15 protein-coding genes, 1 tRNA gene and 2 pseudogenes are annotated in these 17376 nt (G+C 72.2%); 8 read left to right on the top strand and 10 right to left on the bottom strand.

Annotated features, from left to right (window positions below; genetic code table 11):
* Positions 1-31: 31 nt before the first annotated feature.
* Both EF879_RS22490 and EF879_RS22485 read right to left on the bottom strand, forming a co-directional pair.
* Complete coding sequence (locus tag EF879_RS22490; protein WP_123561826.1) at positions 32-493, bottom strand: RidA family protein; 462 nt, start codon at positions 491-493, stop codon at positions 32-34.
* Entirely contained in the window at positions 490-645 is a 156-nt protein-coding gene (locus tag EF879_RS22485; protein ID WP_123561824.1) for a DUF4177 domain-containing protein, read from the bottom strand. Before EF879_RS22485 ends, EF879_RS22490 begins: the two co-directional genes overlap by 4 nt.
* A gap of 1060 nt (positions 646-1705) precedes the next feature.
* Between EF879_RS22485 and EF879_RS22475 the strand changes: the two genes are divergently transcribed.
* The 3 genes from EF879_RS22475 (at position 1706) to EF879_RS22465 (ending at position 4474) form a co-directional block, all read left to right on the top strand.
* A complete protein-coding gene (locus EF879_RS22475; protein ID WP_233604669.1) occupies positions 1706-2134 on the top strand; it encodes a hypothetical protein in 429 nt (142 codons plus the stop codon).
* Between the two features lie 26 nt (positions 2135-2160).
* Positions 2161-3153: an ArsA-related P-loop ATPase gene (locus tag EF879_RS22470; protein ID WP_123561818.1), complete on the top strand. Its 993-nt coding sequence runs from the start codon at positions 2161-2163 to the stop codon at positions 3151-3153.
* Between the two features lie 172 nt (positions 3154-3325).
* A complete protein-coding gene (locus EF879_RS22465) occupies positions 3326-4474 on the top strand; it encodes an ArsA-related P-loop ATPase (protein ID WP_123561816.1) in 1149 nt (382 codons plus the stop codon).
* Between the two features lie 20 nt (positions 4475-4494).
* On the opposite strand, the gene EF879_RS22460 is transcribed toward EF879_RS22465, so the two are convergent.
* Entirely contained in the window at positions 4495-4812 is a 318-nt protein-coding gene (locus tag EF879_RS22460) for a WhiB family transcriptional regulator (protein ID WP_123561814.1), read from the bottom strand.
* Between the two features lie 409 nt (positions 4813-5221).
* Between EF879_RS22460 and EF879_RS22455 the strand changes: the two genes are divergently transcribed.
* Entirely contained in the window at positions 5222-7672 is a 2451-nt protein-coding gene (locus EF879_RS22455; RefSeq protein ID WP_123562029.1) for a transglycosylase domain-containing protein, read from the top strand.
* A gap of 205 nt (positions 7673-7877) precedes the next feature.
* Here EF879_RS22455 and EF879_RS22450 read toward each other — a convergent pair whose 3' ends face one another.
* A complete protein-coding gene (locus EF879_RS22450) occupies positions 7878-8336 on the bottom strand; it encodes a GatB/YqeY domain-containing protein (RefSeq protein WP_123561812.1) in 459 nt (152 codons plus the stop codon).
* Between the two features lie 25 nt (positions 8337-8361).
* Between EF879_RS22450 and EF879_RS22445 the strand changes: the two genes are divergently transcribed.
* From EF879_RS22445 to EF879_RS22435, 3 genes and pseudogenes are all read left to right on the top strand, one after another.
* A complete protein-coding gene (locus tag EF879_RS22445; RefSeq protein ID WP_123561810.1) occupies positions 8362-9255 on the top strand; it encodes a metallophosphoesterase in 894 nt (297 codons plus the stop codon).
* Between the two features lie 223 nt (positions 9256-9478).
* Positions 9479-9555, top strand: a tRNA-Pro gene (locus EF879_RS22440).
* Between the two features lie 334 nt (positions 9556-9889).
* Positions 9890-10564, top strand: a pseudogene (locus tag EF879_RS22435) (XRE family transcriptional regulator); the annotation flags it as partial.
* 169 nt (positions 10565-10733) lie between these two features.
* Here the strand turns inward: EF879_RS22435 and EF879_RS22430 are convergent.
* From EF879_RS22430 to EF879_RS22410, 5 genes and pseudogenes are all read right to left on the bottom strand, one after another.
* Positions 10734-11654 carry a peptidoglycan-binding protein gene (locus EF879_RS22430; RefSeq protein WP_123561808.1) on the bottom strand — a complete coding sequence of 307 codons (921 nt, stop codon included), beginning with the start codon at positions 11652-11654 and terminating at the stop codon, positions 10734-10736.
* A 228-nt stretch (positions 11655-11882) separates the two neighbouring features.
* Positions 11883-12143, bottom strand: a pseudogene (locus EF879_RS22425) (LuxR C-terminal-related transcriptional regulator); the annotation flags it as partial.
* Positions 12144-12618: 475 nt separating this feature from the next.
* Complete coding sequence (locus EF879_RS22420) at positions 12619-12945, bottom strand: hypothetical protein (RefSeq protein ID WP_148086522.1); 327 nt, start codon at positions 12943-12945, stop codon at positions 12619-12621.
* A gap of 287 nt (positions 12946-13232) precedes the next feature.
* Positions 13233-13721 (bottom strand): GNAT family N-acetyltransferase, encoded by a 489-nt coding sequence (locus EF879_RS22415; protein WP_123561804.1) that lies wholly within the window; start codon positions 13719-13721, stop codon positions 13233-13235.
* Between the two features lie 51 nt (positions 13722-13772).
* The gene (locus tag EF879_RS22410) at positions 13773-14222 is read right to left on the bottom strand and encodes a hypothetical protein (RefSeq protein ID WP_123561802.1); all 450 of its coding nucleotides are present in this window, start codon (positions 14220-14222) and stop codon (positions 13773-13775) included.
* A gap of 549 nt (positions 14223-14771) precedes the next feature.
* Here EF879_RS22410 and EF879_RS22405 point away from each other — a divergent pair.
* On the top strand, positions 14772-16208 hold the full coding sequence (locus EF879_RS22405; protein WP_123561800.1) for a diguanylate cyclase: 1437 nt from the start codon (positions 14772-14774) through the stop codon (positions 16206-16208).
* Between the two features lie 100 nt (positions 16209-16308).
* Here EF879_RS22405 and EF879_RS22400 read toward each other — a convergent pair whose 3' ends face one another.
* Complete coding sequence (locus tag EF879_RS22400) at positions 16309-17373, bottom strand: aspartate-semialdehyde dehydrogenase (protein ID WP_123561798.1); 1065 nt, start codon at positions 17371-17373, stop codon at positions 16309-16311.
* Positions 17374-17376: the final 3 nt, after the last annotated feature.

Raw genomic sequence — 17376 nt, 5'->3', positions numbered from 1 at the left:
GGTACGACCGGCACCTGACAGCGGCCCGGGCTCAGGCCACCTCGACGATGACCTCGATCTCGACCGGTGCGCCGAGGGGCAGTTCGGCGACCCCGACCGCGCTACGGGCGTGCCGTCCCGCCTCGCCGAAGACGGTCCCGAAGAGCTCGGAGGCGCCGTTCACCACGCCCGGCTGCCCGGTGAACCCCTCCGCCGAGGCCACGAACCCGGTCACCTTGACGATCTTCACCACGCTCTCCAGCCCCACCAGGGCGTCGATCGCGGCCAGCGCGTTGAGGGCGCACCGGGCGGCCAGGTCCTTCGCCTGCTCGGCGGAGATCCCCGCCCCGACCTTGCCGGTGGCCAGGAGCTTGCCGTCCACCATCGGCAGCTGGCCGGAGACGTACACCAGGCGCCCGGACTGCACGGCGGGCACGTACGCGGCCAGCGGCGGCACGACCTCGGGCAGGGTCAACCCCAGTTCGGCGAGTTTGCCGTGCGGACCCGTGGTCACGACTTGGCCCGCTTGAGGTAGGCGACAAGCTGCTCCGGGTTCGGTCCGGGCACCACGGCCACCAGCTCCCAGCCGTCCTCACCCCAGTTGTCGAGGATCTGCTTGGTCGCGTGCACCAGCAGTGGCACCGTGGCGTACTCCCACTTCTGCATGGCTAGAGATCTCCTCGGTCTCGGGCTTCGTCGGCGACAGCCTACGGGCTGGGCCGGCGGGTTGACGTGGGCCTCCCGGCGGGGCCACCGGTGGTGTCGTCCGACCGGCCCGGTGCCCCGACGGGCTCGCGGCGGCAGGTTACTCTGGCCGCGTCGGCCCCACTATGCTCTTCCGCCACACTCAGCAGGCACGCCAGCCCCGGGCGGCCCGCCGGTCGGCCGGGTTCCACCACCGCAGTCACGTCTGTCCGGGATGGGGGACACCATGACACAACCGCCCAAGGGCGACGAGGCGGCGGCCGGGACCCAACCCGACACCGCCCCGACTCCGGCGGTCCCGGGGCCGCGGAGCGGACCGGACGGATCCCGATCCGACCCGGCAACGGACGCGGAGCCGGACCGTGCCGAGAGCGACACGGCGCTTCCGGACGGTGCCGAGACCGGAGCAGCGGAGCCGAAGGCCGACCGAGAGGACGCGGGGACGGCGACGGGCGGCGAGGGCGGAACGGCGCCCGAGACCGCGAGCGGCGCGGAGCCCGAGGCCACGGATGCGGAGCCCGAGGCCGCAAGCGGTGCGGAGGCCGCGGCGACCGCGCCCGACAACGCCGCGACCGCCACGGACCCCGGGGCGCGCTCGGCAGACCCGGCGACCACGGCCGACGCCGCGGGCGACGCTGCCCCGGCCGGCGGCCCGGACCCCACGGACGGCACGTCGCCGGCAGGAGCGACGGAGTCCGCCGTCCGGCCAGACCCGGGCATCCCGGCCGACGGGAGTGCCGCCGCTGCGGCCGTACCCGCGGAGCCGGCACCGGTAGAGCCGCCCCGGCCTCCTGACCCGGCGCCGACCGTACCCGCCGGCGCGGAGGTGAGGGCCCCGGTCTCCGGACCGGCTGCGACGACCCCTCTTCCCCCCGGGTACGCCGCACCGCCCCACCAGCCACCCCCCGGCCAGGTGTCGCCACACCAGCTCCCTCCCGGTCAGTTCGGTCCGCCCCATCCGGCTCTCCCCGGCCCGCCACCGGTCGGGTCGGTACCGGTGCCGCCTCGGAGACGACGCGCCGTGCTCGTCGCGTCGGTCGTCCTCGCCGTGACCCTGCTGTTGTGCCTCGCCGGTGGCGTCTCCGCCTTCCTGGTGGTACGCAACCTCGACGCCGGCGAGGGCGCCGCCGACCCGGTGGCCGCGGTCGACGGCTTCCTGAAGGCGGTGTACACCGAACAGAACGCCGAGAAGGCGGCCAGCCTGGTCTGCTCGGAGGCCCGCGACACCGAACGGATCGAGAGCAAGATCCAGGAGGTGGCCGACTACGCGGAGACGTACGCCGATCCGCGCTTCCGGTGGACGCAGCCCCAACTGGACGAGCAGGACGCCGAGCGGGCCGTCGTCTCCACCACGCTCACCGTGCTGACGGCGGACGAACGAACGACGGAGCAGCAGCTCCGGTTCATCGTGGTCGAGAAGACCGGTTGGTGGGTCTGCGACGTGATCTGACCAGCCCGGCTGGCTACCCTCAGAGGGTGCGCGCGAGCAAGGAGCCGGGCGAGCCGGCCGCCGCCGATCGGGCCGGCAACACCTGGCCCGCCCGGCTGCACGTGATCACCGGCAAGGGCGGGACCGGCAAGACCACGGTGGCCGCCGCGCTGGCGCTCGCGCTCGCTCGTAACGGCCGACGTACCCTCCTGGTCGAGGTCGAGGGCCGGCAGGGGATCGCCCAGCTCTTCGGCACTGATCCGCTGCCGTACGAGGAACGGACGATCGCCACGGCGCGGGGCGGCGGCGAGGTCCGGGCGCTGGCGGTGGACCCCGAGGAGGCACTCCTCGAATACCTGGACATGTTCTACAAGCTCGGCGCCGCCGGCCGGGCACTGCGCAAGCTCGGTGCGATCGACTTCGCCACCACCATCGCCCCCGGCCTGCGCGACGTCCTGCTCACCGGCAAGGTCAAGGAGGCCACCACCCGGACGGTGAACCAACGCCGGGTGTACGACGCGGTGGTGCTGGACGCCCCGCCGACCGGTCGGATCGGGCCGTTCCTCAACGTCACCGCCGAGACCGCCCGGCTCGCCAAGGTCGGGCCGATCAAGACCCAGAGCGAGGGGGTCGCGGCGCTGCTCCGCTCGCCGATGACCGCCGTACACCTGGTGACGCTGCTGGAGGAGATGCCGGTCCAGGAGACGATCGACGCGATCGCCGAGCTCGGCAAGCTGGGCATCCCGGTCGGCCGCCTGATCCTGAACGCGACCCGCCCGCCGCTGCTCGCCGGCATGGTCACCCAGGCCGAACTCCGCCGGGGCCTGGCCGCGGTCGGGCTCCCGACCGATCGGGCGACCATCGCCGGGCTTCACGCCGAGGCCCGCGACCAGGCCATCCGCCGTAACCTCGAGGAGTCCCTCCGGGCCGACCTGGTCGAGCTGGGTCTGCCGCTGGTCCGGCTGCCGCTGCTCGCCGAGGGAGTGGACCGGGCCGGGCTCGAGGTCATCGCCGACAGCCTGCTGGCCGCCTCCTCCTGATCCGCGGGTGAATCTCCCCCGACCGGCCGGTGCGCCGCGGCTCCTGACCGGCGGGTGGGTCGGGTCACCGCGCGGCGGACCGGAGCGCCCGAACGGGTGGGACGGAGCCGACTGACTCACACCTGAGCGCCAGCAGGCCGTCGCGGCCACCCGGTCCCGATACGCTCGTTTCGTGCGTTCCGATCACCCAGCGCCGGAGCTGGACATCGACCGGATCCTCGCCGATCGCGGCATACGGATCGTGGTCTGCTGTGGCGCGGGTGGGGTCGGCAAGACCACCACGGCGGCCGCGCTCGCGCTGCGGGCGGCGGAGCGCCACGGTCGGCGTACGGTCGTGCTGACCATCGACCCGGCGCGGCGGCTGGCCCAGTCGCTCGGCCTGACCGAGCTGGACAACACGCCCCGGCAGGTCAAGGGGATCGACGCCGAGGCCAGCGGCGGCGAGCTGCACGCCATGATGCTGGACATGAAGCGGACCTTCGACGACGTGGTGCTCGCGCACACCGATCCCGCGAAGGCCGCAGAGATCTTCGCCAACCCGTTCTACCAGGCGATGAGCTCGACCTTCGCCGGTACGCAGGAGTACATGGCGATGGAGAAGCTGAGCCAGCTCCACGCCCGGGGCGAGTGGGACCTGATCGTGGTCGACACCCCGCCGTCCCGCTCCGCGCTGGACTTCCTCGACGCGCCGGCCCGGCTCTCCCGGTTCCTCGACGGCCGGATGCTCCGGCTGCTCCTCGCCCCCGCCCGCAGCGGCGGGCGAAGCATGTTCAGCCTGGTCACCGCCTCGTTCGGGATGTTCTCCCGGGTGGTGCAGAAGGTGCTCGGCGCCCAGTTGCTCACTGATCTGTCCGGTTTCGTGGCGGCGCTGGACTCGATGTTCGGCGGCTTCCGGCAGCGGGCGGAGCAGACGTACCGGGTCCTGCAGGCCCGGGAGACGGCGTTTCTGCTGGTCGCGGTGCCGGAGCCGGACGCGATCCGGGAGGCGGCCTACTTCGCGGGCCGGCTGAGCGAGGAGCGGATGCCGCTGGCCGGCCTGGTCCTCAACCGGGTGCACCGGACCGCGGTGGAGGTACCGACCGCGGAGCAGAGTCTGGCCGCCGCCGCTCGGCTCGCCGAGTTGGGCGGGCACGAGGCGACGGTGGAGACGCTGCGGGCACACGCGGCGCTGGCCCAGCAGGCGGCCCGGGAGCGCCGGGTGGCGCGGGTCTTCACCGACGCGTTCCCCCAGGTGCCGACGGCGGCGGTCACGGCACAGCCCGCCGACGTGCACGACGTCGACGGGCTCCGCACGATCGGTGCCGCGATCAGCCGAGGCTGACGGCCCGGCGGTCCGGCGCCTCAGCCGGCGTTGACCAGAACCTTGTCCTTCTTCTTCGTCGCCGCGTCCTTGCTCTTCATCGCCGCCTCGAACATCTTCCGCCAGCTGGGCACGTTGGGGTGCCGGCGCAGCAGCGCCCGACGCTCCCGCTCGGTCATGCCGCCCCAGACCCCGAACTCGATGCGGTTGTCGAGCGCGTCGGCCAGGCACTCGTACCGGACCGGGCAGCTGCGGCAGATCCGCTTCGCCACGTTCTGCTCGGCGCCTTGCACGAACAGCGCATCCGGGTCACCGTTCTGACACGCCGCCAACGTGGGCCAGTCTGTGATCATGCCCATCTGTTTCTGTCCCCCCTTGCAGTCCCGCTACCGACCAGAGCCGGTCAGCCGGCGATAACCCCCCGGCCACCCGCGGCGCCCTCCCCCCGGGCACCACGGACGACGTGCGATTCTCTCGCCCGACCATCATGCTCTGTAGTCATCCGATTACGCAACGTTGTCAGCCAAATCCATCAACCCGGACGGTCCGTGATGCTCTGTCCGGCAATCCGGCCCTGACTACCCGGCGACGATCCGAGAAAACGCTGCGGAGACTCGTCGGATGGAGGAGACTCGGCAGCAGAAGCCCGCAACCGCACACCAGGGGTCGTGCGTTTAGCACAACGAGGCCGGCGCCCGCAGGAAATGGGGGAAAGTACGCCGGAGGCGGCCTCGGTGCTGACTCACGTACCCTGTCGAGGTGACCTGGATGCGGAAGCGTGACCACAGTGTCTTCACCAACGCCGCGTCGCTGCTGATCTGTGGGCTACTGGCCGGCGTCGTGGTCGCCGCGGCCGCCTTCCCCGCGGTGGCGATGACCGGCTTGGCCGCGAAGGCCGGCGCGGAGACGTTCGACAAGCTCCCCACCGAGCTGACCGTCAAGAAGGCGCCGCAGATCAGCTACCTCTACGCGTCGGACGGCAAGACGCCGCTGGCCACCATGTACGACGAGAACCGGCGCGACGTGCCGCTGAAGGACGTCGCCCCCATCATGCAGAAGGCGCTGATCGCCGCCGAGGACAAACGCTTCTACGAGCACAACGGCGTCGACATGAACGGTATCGCCCGCGCCTTCGTCGCCAACAACCAGGCCGGCGTCACCACCCAGGGCGCCTCGACGTTGACGATGCAATACGTCCGGCTCAGCATCGCCTACTCCGCCACCCACCCCCAGGACGTGGTGGCGGCGACCGAGGACACCAGCGCCCGGAAGCTGCGGGAGATGCGGTACGCGCTCCAGCTCGAGGCCGACCTCACCAAGGAACAGATCCTCGAGGGCTACCTCAACATCGCCCCGTTCGGCAACGGCGCGTACGGCATCTTCGCCGCCAGCCAGGTCTACTTTGGGAAGCATCCGAGGGACCTGAAGCTGGAGGAGGCCGCGATGCTGGCCGGCATGGTCAAGGCCCCCTCCGACAACGACCCGACCACCAAGGCCGGCTACCCGGCGGCGGTGGATCGGCGCAACTGGGTCCTCGACCAGATGGTCGACACCGGGGCGATCACGCCGGAGGAAGCCGCCGCGGCCAAGGCGGTCAAGCTGGTGGTCAAGGACAAGCGCACCCCGAACGGCTGCGTCGCGGCCAACAAGAACGACTGGGGCTTCTTCTGCGACTACTTCTACCGCTGGTGGATGCAGCAGGAGACCTTCGGCGCCACCCCGTACGACCGGGAGCGGCGGCTCAAGAGCGGCGGCTACAGCATCGTCACCACCCTCGACGCCAAGGTGCAGTCCGCCGCCAAGAAGGCCGTCGAGCGCAACGTCAAGACGGGCAAGAAGGAAGCCATGATGGTGGCGGTGGTCGAGCCCGGCACCGGGCGGGTCCGCGCCCTGGCGGTCAACCGGAACTACAAGCTCGACGACCCGGAGCACCCGAAGAACAAGCTGTCGAGCAACCCGGCCAAGCGGGCGAAGGGGATCCGCGGCACCTACCCGAACACCACCAACCCGCTGCTCACCGGTGGTGGGGACATCACCGGCTACCAGGCCGGCTCGACGTTCAAGATGTTCACCCTGGTAGCCGCCCTCGAGGCGGGTTACCCTCTCGCGACGACGATCGACGCGAAGCCGGTCTACCGCTCGAACTACATCGTCGAGTACAACTCCCCCGCCGCCTGTCCGGGCACCAACCGGTACTGCCCGAAGAACGCCAGCGCCAGCATGGCCGGCCGGCACAACATGTGGAGCGCCTTCGGTAAGTCGGTGAACACCTACTTCGTGCCGCTCCAGGAGCGGGTCGGCGCGGACAAGGTCGTCGAGGTGGCCAAGCGGATGGGGATCACCTTCCGGGCCAGCAACGACGCCCGCTTCGCCAACAACCAGCAGGCCGCCCGGCAGTGGGGCGCCTTCACCCTGGGTGTCTCCCAGACCACCCCGCTGGAGCTGGCCAACGCGTACGCCACCCTCGCCGCCGACGGCAAGTACTGTGAACCGATCCCGGTGCAGCAGATTCGCGACCAGGAGGGGAACAAGCTCGACATCGCCAACCCGCGCTGCGAGCAGAGGATCAAGACCGAGGTGGCCCGGGCCGCCGTCGACGCCGCCCGCTGCCCGGTCGGGGACCGCTCCGCCACCAGCCGGTGCGCCGGCGCCACCGCCGGCAACGTCCGCGGCATCGTCGGCAAGCCGGTCGCCGGCAAGAGCGGCACCACCGACGGAGACAAGACCGCCTCGCTGGTGGTGATGACCAAGCAGCTCGCGGTCGCCGGCATCCTCGCCGACCCGGACTGGGCCGACACGACCCAGAGGATGGGCCACAACGAGCCCGGCGGGGTCAACCACGCCGTCTACCAGACGCTGCGGGACGCGATGAAGGGTAAGGAGGCGATCGAGTTCACCCCGCCAAGCGGCAAGCTGGTCAACGGGGAGCAGCGCTCGATTCCCGACGTCACCTGCCAGTCCATCGACACCGCCCGGTCGCGGTTGCGCGGTGCCGGCTTCGACGTCGACATCTCCCCGACCCGGGTCAACTCCCGGTGCCCGGCCGGCACGGCCGCCGGGACCAGCCCCGATGGCCGCACCATCAAGGGCGGGCCGGTGACGATCCTGGTCAGCAACGGGCAGAGCCCGTCCGACGGCGACGGACCGGGCGGACCGAACGGACCGGGTGGTCCCGGTGGACCGGGCGGACCCGGGGGTCCCCGACCGCCGGGCCGCTGAGCTTAACCGGCGGATCCCGCCGCCAGGTCACCGCACCGCCAGCCGCCGATCGGGTACGACGAACGGGCGGGCACCCGCACTGGGTGCCCGCCCGCCTCGTTCCCTGGCCTGGTTCCGTGGCCTCGGTCGTCGCCTCGTGTCGTGGCCCGAACCCGGGCCGTCGGCTGTCGAGCCGGCCGTCCGCCGGTGGCGTACCCCGCAGCTCTCAGCCGGCGGCGAGCTGGCGGCGTACCTCGGCGGCCACCCGGCTCCCCTCGGCCCGGCCGGCCACCGCGGCCTGCGCGGCCTTCATCGCCGGGCCCATCTGCCGCTGCCCGGTGAACCCGCCGGCGGCCAGCGCTCCCGCCACCACCTCGGCCAACTCCTCATCGGAGAGCTGCTTGGGCAGGTAGCGCTCCAACACCTTGCCCTCGGCCCGCTCCCGGTCCGCCTGCTCGGTGCGGCCGGCGTTGGCGAAGGCAGCGGCCGCCTCCCGGCGCTTCTTCGCCTCCCGGGTCAGCACCGCCAGCACCTCGTCATCGGAGAGTTCCCGCTTCTCCGCGCCGGCGACCTCGGCGTTACCGATCGCGGCCAGCGCCATCCGCAGGGTGGAGGTGGTCAACTCGTCGCGGGCCTTCAACGCGCTGCGCATGTCGGCGGTGAGGAGGTCCTTCAAGGTGCTCATGAATGGCCAAACTACCCTGAGCACCATGCGAAAGCGCACTGTATTCCGGCTCGCCGCCGGGGCCGTCGTGGCGGGCGGAGCCACCCTGGCGTACGCCTCGCTGATCGAGCGCAACATGTTCACCCTGCGCCGGTACGACGTACCCGTACTCGCCGCCGACGCCGAACCGCTGCGCATCCTGCACCTGTCGGACATGCACATGATGCCCGACCAGCGGCGCAAGCAGAACTGGGTGGCGGCGCTCGCCGGCACCGACCCGGATCTGGTCGTGGTCACCGGGGACAATCTGGCCCACCCCGAGGCGGTCCCCGGGGCCCTGCGTGCGCTGCAACCCCTGCTCGACCTGCCGGGTGCCTTCGTCTTCGGCTCGAACGACTACCGGGGGCCGGTCTGGAAGAACCCGTTCGGCTACCTCCTGCCCGAGCGCGAGTACGTCCAGGGCGTCGAGCTGCCCGTCGAGGATCTCCGAGAGGTGCTGGTCGGGGCGGGCTGGGCGGACCTCAACAACGCCCGTACCACGATCAAGGCCGGCGGACGGACGATCGAGCTGGTCGGCGTCGACGACCCGCACGTCGACCGGGACGACTACGGCGCGGTCGCCGGGCCGGTGGACACGGCGGTCGACCTGGCGATCGGGGTTACCCACTCGCCGGAGCCCCGGGTGTTGGACGACATGGCGGCCGACGGCTTCACCCTGCTGCTCGCCGGGCACACCCACGGCGGCCAGGTCCGGGTGCCGTTCGTCGGTGCCCTCACCACCAACTGCGGCCTGCCCCGGTCCATGGCCCGAGGCCTACACCGCTGGCCCGGGTCGGACGCCTGGCTGCACGTCTCCGCCGGGCTTGGCACCCACCCGACCGCCCCGGTCCGGTTCGCCTGCCGGCCGGAGGCGTCACTGCTGACCCTGATCCCCCGCTGACCGTCACGCCGACGCGGCCGGGCAGGGGCGGCTTCGCCGATCGCCCCGCCCGAGCCGCGCGGCCGCCCGGCCGGACCATCGGGGCAGCCGGTCGCCGTCGTCAGCTGGGCCGTCGGCCGCCGTCGACCGGGCTGCTGGGCGGGCTGGTGTGGGACCCGTCGCAGCGGGCGGGATACCGAATTTGCCCGACGGGACGGGTGGGCTACTATGACTCAGCACGCTTCGGGGTGTGGCGCAGTTTGGTAGCGCGCTTCGTTCGGGACGAAGAGGTCGTCGGTTCAAATCCGGCCACCCCGACCAGCAAAAGCCCCAGGTCAGAGCCTTCTGATCTGGGGCTTTCTTGATCTTCCTACAAGATCGTGAGTCAGCCATGAGTCACCGCCCGAGTGACGCAAGCGCGACTGGTTGCCACAGATCGGATACTTCGGTCCCCATGGGCTGCGATCAAGATCCGATCGAACACACGTTTGAAATTGACGGAACGTAAGGCTAAGATCACCCAAGCGCCAAGTGGCGGTAAAGCCTCGATAAGGGATCGAATACGTCCGGCCGCTGCGACCGGTCCAGCGTGGGCCGCGAGCCGTACGCCTACAAGCTCTACACGCCGGGCCGGGCGGTGTACCGTCCGAAGTGGCGGCCCCGCCCCGAAGTCTGGCTCTCCGCCGACCGGGCGATGATCGCCGCGCAGGACGCGGACGACCCGGGCGCGATCGCGGTCGCGGCCTGGTACTACGCCCACGTGTACCGGGCGTCGAACCAGGTCGACGCCGCCGAGCAGGTGCTCACCGACGCTGCTTCGATGCTCGACCCCACTGGCGGTCCGGAGCAGGCTGCCCGCTGGGGACAGCTCCACCTCGGCCTGGCGCTGGGGCACGCCAAGGCGGGTCGGGCGGGGCAGGCGTGGCGGGCGTGGGACGCCGCCGAGGCAACGGCGGCCCGGCTCGGGGACAGGTACGCCCACCCCTGGCTGATGTTCGGGCCCGCCGCCGTTGCCGCCTACGGCGTGACGGTGGAGATCGACCTCGTGCGCCCCGGGGAGGCCATCCGGCGGGCCACCGCCACCGACTACTCGTCCCTGCCGTCCCATACTCGCCGGGCGACCCACCTAATCGATGCGGCCCGCGCGTACCTGATGCGCGGCGAGGACGTCGCGGCCGTGCACCTCCTCGGCCGGGCCCTGCGGGAGAGCGTCGATACCGTCCGCCATCGGCCGCACGCCCGGATGGCGGTACTCGAGCTCGCCGGCCGGCGGGGCACGGTCGGTGAGGACGCGCGGGAGCTGGCGCTCGCGATCGGCCTCGACGGGTAGCCGCCCCGGGGGGACGGTTTGTCCCTGTGGCGTTTCGTGATCACCTCTACGGTCCTCCGTGATGGGCGCCGGGTCGGCGTGTACGAGCCGACCGGCGCCCCGCCGGCCCGGGGTGCCTGCGGAGTCCAGCCCCGGGCCGGTCATCCGATCAGGTGGCGGGGATCCACGGTCACTCCTGCCCGGACTGCGCGGCGAGCCGGCGCAGCAGCTCATCGACGAGCCGTACGTAGTCGATCTCGCCCGGCGGCCCGGGCTCGCCCCGCGGCCCCGGCGGGCCGGCGGGACCCTGCGGGCCGGCAGGCCCCTGCCTCCCGGCGCCGTTCCGCCTCGCCACCATCTTGAGCAACTGCGCGTACGTCGCGGGAGTGATCTCGTTGCCGTCCTTGGCGGCGACACTGCCAGCCGCCTTCCGCATCTCGAAGACGGCCTTGGCCGTCCGTTCCCCGTACACGCCATCCGGCTTCCCCGGGTCGAATCCGGCCTCGATCAGCGTGTGCTGGAGCGCCAGCACCCGGTCTCCCTGGTCGCCTCTTCTGACTCCGAGCATGTCGTCTCCTCCTGGGTCGTCGTCTCCGAGCACGATCGCGAGGATCCGCTCCATGAGTCGCCGATCGGCGCAGTGCCGCCGATCAATGCTCAGGTGCCAGTGCCACAGATGACTGGAGTCGGCGGTGAGCCTCCGGTTCTTCCGGGTGTTCCAGCCGTCGACAGTCCGGCCATCGGTGGTGCCGAAGAACTCGACGATCTCGTCCAGCCGGCCGGCCTTCATCGCGGCGATGATCCGCGTGGACTGGCGGATCATCTCGGACGTGCTGCCGGGGTTGAAGTCCAGGCCGGCGATGTGCCGGGCCTGGGTCGCGGTCAGCCCAGACTGGACCGTGTACGTCCGGGAGGTGGCGTACCGGGACCTGAGGATCCACTCCTGCGACCGGTGCGCCCCCCGCAGGTGCAGGTTGTCGCCCTTGATCCCGACCGCGGCCCGGGGCCGGCCGGTCCGCCGGCAGAGTTCGTCGCCGAGCCAGTCCATCTCGTCGGTGACGACCTCCCGGCCCCACCACCGCTCGGCCTGGAGCTGCGCGTACGTCGGCATCAGGCCCTCCTCCTAGGACTTCGACGATCAGCACCCGGCGTGCCACCCTGCCGGTGATCACTTGACAGCGGCGCGGCGATGCGGCCCGGATGAGTGCTCCCCGCGTACGCGCGGATGATCCCGCCGGTGAGCCGGCCGGCAGCAGAGCCGGGACCTGGGGCGACATGGCGGCCGGCGGATACGCGTTACGGCGCTGACCAGCGACATTCGCGGGCCGGAGGTCGTGGGTCACGGCTCGGCCGTCCTGCCCGGGGAGTGCCGGCCCGGGGCCGATGACCTGCCCGGGATGCCGGCCCCGGCTTGCTGGTCACCCACTGTCGCGGCCGGTCGGTCGTCCGCCATGCCGAGCAGGGTGCGCAGTTGTGCCCGTCCGGTGACGCCCAGCTTGGCGTACGCCCGGGCGAGGGTGTTGTTGACCGTTCGGACGGACGGTCCGAGCCGCTCGGCGATCTGTCGGCTGGTGTGCCGGACGGCCAGCAGCGCGATCTGCCGCTCCCGGGGGTGAGCAGGCCGGCCAGGTCGTCGTCGGCCAACAGGGGCGTCCGCGCCGCCGGACTGGCGGCCCGCGCCGGGTCTTGCCGAGTCCGGCCGGCGCGGTCACGACAACGGCGTTGCTCGTGAACCCGGCAAAGGCCGCCTCGATCGCCGCCAGCTCCGGCTCACGTCCCTCGAACGGCCACTGTCGCATCCAGCGAGCACCTCCCGCGGCCACCCGACCACCTCGACATTGCCACAACTCGATGGGCGGACACTCAACCGATCGGACGAGTTGGCGGGAGGGGAACGACGGCCGGTCCCGTGAGGGGCGCCGGCGACCGCACGGTCGGGCGGAATCGGGCCGGCGGAATCGGGCCGACCGCGCGGCCCGGCGTAGGCGAGCCGCTGCCGACCGGGCCAGACGGTGAGGAAGATGAGCGAGTCCTTCGTCGTCAGGTCCGAGCCGTTGCTGGCACCGAAGACGATGTCACCGACCGCCGGCCACGGCAGGAACGGCAGGCCGCCACCGCCGGTGTCGTAGACGAACCACCGGTCGAACGCAGCCCCAACGGCACGGTGGCGTACGCGCCGAGCGGGACTCCAGGTACCACCCGGAGACGACGAAGAGGCAGCCCCGCTCCGGGTCGGCCGTCGCGTTGATGTAGCCCCGGTCCAGATAGACCCAGTCGAAACTGTTCAGGACCAGCGGATCCGGTTCGTTGTTCACCGAACAGGTCGCCGCCGTACCCGCCTTCGGGGGCGCCGCGGCGGCGTTCCGGTAGCCGGGCGGCACCTGGCGAGCGCCCCGCTCCATCGTGTACGTCGTCTCACGTGCCGCTCCTCCTCCGGGCGCATCGTTGCCCGCGCCTGGGAGTGGGCGTTGTCCCCGGGAGACCGCCGGCGACCGGCACCGCGGCAGGGCCCGGTGCACAGGCCGCCTGCCGTCGGTTTCGGACGCGTGACCCCAGCGACCCCGTGCGACGCGTTCCCAGGCGCATCCGCTGGTGCGCCCAGGATCGCCGCGCGGACCGCTCGCCCGACAGAGCGTCTGACGTGCTCAACGCCGCCCGTCGGCGACGCCGGTTACCCAAGCGGGGCGCCTCACCCGGCGGCGAGTACCAGGTGGTGCGCGGTCAGCTCGCTGTCCTCCCGCAGCCGCATCGTCTCGCCGTCCGAGCGGAAGCCGTACCGCTCGTACAGCGCACGGGCGGCCGGGTTCCCGTCGGCGACCCACAGGTGGCAGCGCAGCCCCCGCGTACCGGCCCAGCCGGTCACGTGGGCGAGGATCTGCCGGCCGATCCCGCGGCCGCGCCACGACGGCTCGGTCCACATCGCGACCACCATCAGCCAGCCCGGCTCGTCGCACCGGCCCGCGCCCATCCCGACCGGCTGGTCCGCCGCGTACGCGAGGAGCGCGGGTCCGGTCGTGCCGTCGACCCGGGAGCGCCAGGTCGCCTCGTCGAACCCCGCCTCCCGGTCGTACGTCGAGCCGAACGCGTCCGGGTCGCCGCGTAGGGCCCGCAGCCGCAGGTCACGCCACGTCGTCCACCGGTCCGGTCCGACCTGCTCGATGCGGATGTCCCTCAGCATGTACGCCTCCCCCGTGCCGGGTCGTCGGGCCGCGTCAACGTCGGGCAGGTGTCAGGACGCCGGGACCGGCTCGTTGTTGAGCTGCGCGGTCACGATCTCCACCAGGCGGTTGCGCGTCTGGAGGAGTTGCCGGGCCAGCTCGTCCAACGCCCGGGGGTCGACGAGTTGTCGGATGTGGGTCTTCTCGTCGAGCAGCTCCCAGCGCTGCGCCGACTCCTCGGGCGCCTCGCTGACCCACATCGCCGACACCACCGCGTGCCGCTTCGCGAGCAGCTTCGCCGCGATCTCGATGATTGGCTGGTAGGCCTCGCGATAGTGCGGCGCCGCGAACTCCACCGAGTCCCGGGCCGCCCGGACCGGCTCCCCCGGCCGGGCCAGGACCTCGAACGCGTTGCCGCCAGCCTGGTCCGCCCCGATCCAGGCGAGAATGAGTTCCAGGTCGCCAGCCGCGATCGTGACGCGACCAACTGCGGCCACCACCTCGTCGGGCAGCCTCGTCATCTTCGACTCTCCGTCGTCTCCGGCTCCGTCACCATGATCGCCCAGACCTCGGCGATCCTAGCCCGGTTCGTACCGGCGTTCCCGATGTTTCTGCCGGCGTGTTGGGTCGTCCCGCCATGACCGGGGAGCAACATCCATCGGTCAGATTCCGTAGCGCCGGACGACCGGGCGGACGGCTCCGGCGGTGAGGGGTGACCGCTCATGCCGTGCGGTCACTCCTCGCGACGTTCTATGGTGACCGGGGCGGCGGTGGGATGGCACGTATCACATGAGCGGGACCGCCCCGGAAATGCCGCGTCAGCCGCCAAAGGCGACGGCGGGGGACAGCTCCCACACGCCGTGTCCAGCGTTTTCTCGACACACTGAGTAATCTTGGACAGGCGTTCCGCCGGCCACCGCCGGAGGCGTTCCCCGGCTTCGGCCGGGGGACGGAGGCGCCCGGCCGCCGGGCGCAGCGACGCCACCCGCCCGGGCGCCGGGCGGCCGACCCCTGTCCCTACCTACCCCTCGGCCCGGCACCTCCCGGACCCTCTTCCCCGGATCGGAACGGTGTCTCCCCTCGATCACCCGCGTGTCGTCCGCGACGTCGCCACCCGACTCGCCACAGCCTCGACCGCCGTCGAGGCGTGCCGGGCGGCCGTGGCGGCGTTGGCCCGACACGCCCCGGCCCGGATCGCCGTCCTGCTCTGGGTGCATGACCGGCTCCGCTGTGTCGCGGCCACCGGCTCCTGGCAGGTCTTCGCCTCGGCGCCCGCCGGCCACGGGACGGTCGGCCGGGTCTACGCCTCCGGCAAGACCGAGGTGATCCCGGTGCTGGGGCTCGATCCGGACCACGTGGCCCTGCGACCCGACCTGCTGGCGGAACTCTGCGTCCCGATCGTCGACTCGGCCGGCGGCCGACCGGTCGGCGTGCTCGACCTGGAGTGGACCGCCGAGGTCGACCTGGACGCCTGGCGGGATACCGCCGAACGGATCGCCGGCCGGCTCGGTGCCCGGATCACGGCGCTCGGCGGGCCCCCCGCGGAGACCCGGAGCGAGAAGCTGCTCCGGCACGCCTCGGCGCTGACCGCCGCCACCACCGAGGCCGAACTGATGACGGTGGCCGTCCAGGCGGCCCGGGACGTCTCCGGGCTCGCGTCCGCGGTCTTCGTCCTGGACAGCCCGACCGGGCCTCGGTTGGCCACCCCGAGCGTCGTACCGGACGGGCTGGAGTCGCGGGTGCACGCCGCGCTCGTCGGTGCCGGACGACCGGTGCTGGAACGACTCCGGGCCCAGGCCCAGCGGCACGGTGCCTCCTACACCCTCGGCGAGGACGGCCACCCGACCACGCCGGACCAGGACCTGTTGATCGCGGCCGGAGTCCGGACACTGATCTCGGTACCGCTGGGGCCGGCGGAGTCCTGCGGCGTGCTGCTGGTCGGCGACACCCGGACGCTGCATCCCGACCCGACCACCGTCAACCTGGTCGAGTTGCTCGCCGCCCAGGCGTGGATCTGTCTCGAACGCCTGCGCGGTCTGGCTCAACTGCGGGAACGGGCCAGTTCCGATCCGCTGACCGGACTGCGGCACCAGGGGTCGTTCGGCGAGCGGATCGCCGACCTGCGGCCGCAGGGACGGACGGCCCTGCTCGCCATCGACGTCGACGACTTCAAGTCGATCAACGACACGTACGGCCACCAGGCCGGCGACCGCGCCCTGGTCGAGTTGGCCCGGGCGTTGCAGGGGGCGCTGCGGCACGGTGACGAGCTGTACCGTACCGGCGGCGACGAGTTCGTCGCGGTCGTCGACGTGCTCCGGGCCGACGAGGCGGTCGGCATCGCGCAACGGCTGGTCGAGGCGGCCCGGCGGACCGGCCGGACGATCAGCGTCGGGGTGGCGGTACGCCGCGACGGCGAGTCGCCCGACCGGACGCTACGCCGGGCCGACGAGGCGCTCTACAGCGTGAAGCGGCAGGGCCGCGACGGCGTCGGCCTCGCCGCCGGTTGAGCCCTCGCACCCGGTACCGGCGGGCGGACCGGCGCCCCGGGGCGGGTACGGCCGGGGCGGGAGCGGCGGAGTTTCGAGCCGACGCCCGTCCGGGTCCGGCTCAGCGGGCCGCGTGAAGCTCCGCGGCGAGGAGTTCGGCGATCTGCGCGGTGTTGAGCGCCGCGCCCTTGCGCAGGTTGTCGCCGGTCACGAAGAGGTCCAGCGCCCGCGGGTCGTCAACCGAGCGGCGGATCCGGCCGACCCAGGACGGGTCGGTCCCGACCGCGTCGATCGGCATCGGGAACTCGCCCGCCGCCGGGTCGTCGACCAGGATCACCCCGGGCGCGTTGCGCAGCGCCTCCCGGGCGTCCTCCGCGTCCACCTCGGTGGCGAAGACCGCGTGTACGGCCACCGAGTGACCGGTCACCACCGGCACCCGGACGCAGGTGGCGGAGACCTTCAGGTCCGGCAGGCCGAGGATCTTGCGCGACTCGTTGCGCAGCTTCAGCTCCTCCGACGACCAACCGTTGTCGCGCAACGAGCCGGCCCACGGCACCACGTTGAGCGCGATCGGGGCGGGGAACGGGCCGAGGTCGTCGCCGATCGCCTGCCGAACGTTGCCGGGCCGGGAGCCGAGCACCCGGTCGCCGGCGACCTTGGACAGCTGGTCGTGCAGGGTGTCGACGCCGGCCTGACCCGCGCCGGAGACCGCCTGGTACGACGCGAGTACCAGTTCCCGCAGGCCGTACTCCCGGTGCAGCGGTGCCACCGCGATGATCATCGCCAGGGTGGTGCAGTTGGGGTTCGCGATGATGCCCTTCGGCCGGTTGCGCACCTGCTCCGGGTTGATCTCCGGCACCACCAGCGGCACGTCCCGGTCGCTCCGGAACGCCGCGGAGTTGTCGACCACGACCGCGCCGCGAGCGACCGCCACCGGCGCCCACTCGGCGGCCACCTCGTCCGGCACGTCGAACATCGCGACGTCGACGCCGTCGAACGCCTCGGCGGTCAGCTCCTGGACGGTGAGTTCCTCACCCCGGCACATCCGCGTCTGCCCCGCGGAGCGGGCGGAGGCGATCAGCCGGATCTCGCCCCAGACGTTCTTGCGCGACGAGAGCAGCTCGCACATGACCCTGCCGACGGCGCCGGTGGCCCCCACCACCGCCAGCGTGGGCAGCGAAGCCATCCC

Source organism: Micromonospora sp. HM5-17 (assembly GCF_003762835.1).
Lineage (GTDB): Bacteria > Actinomycetota > Actinomycetes > Mycobacteriales > Micromonosporaceae > Plantactinospora.
The sequence above is the reverse complement of the archived record's forward strand: the minus strand, read 5'-3'. Positions and strand labels throughout refer to the sequence as shown.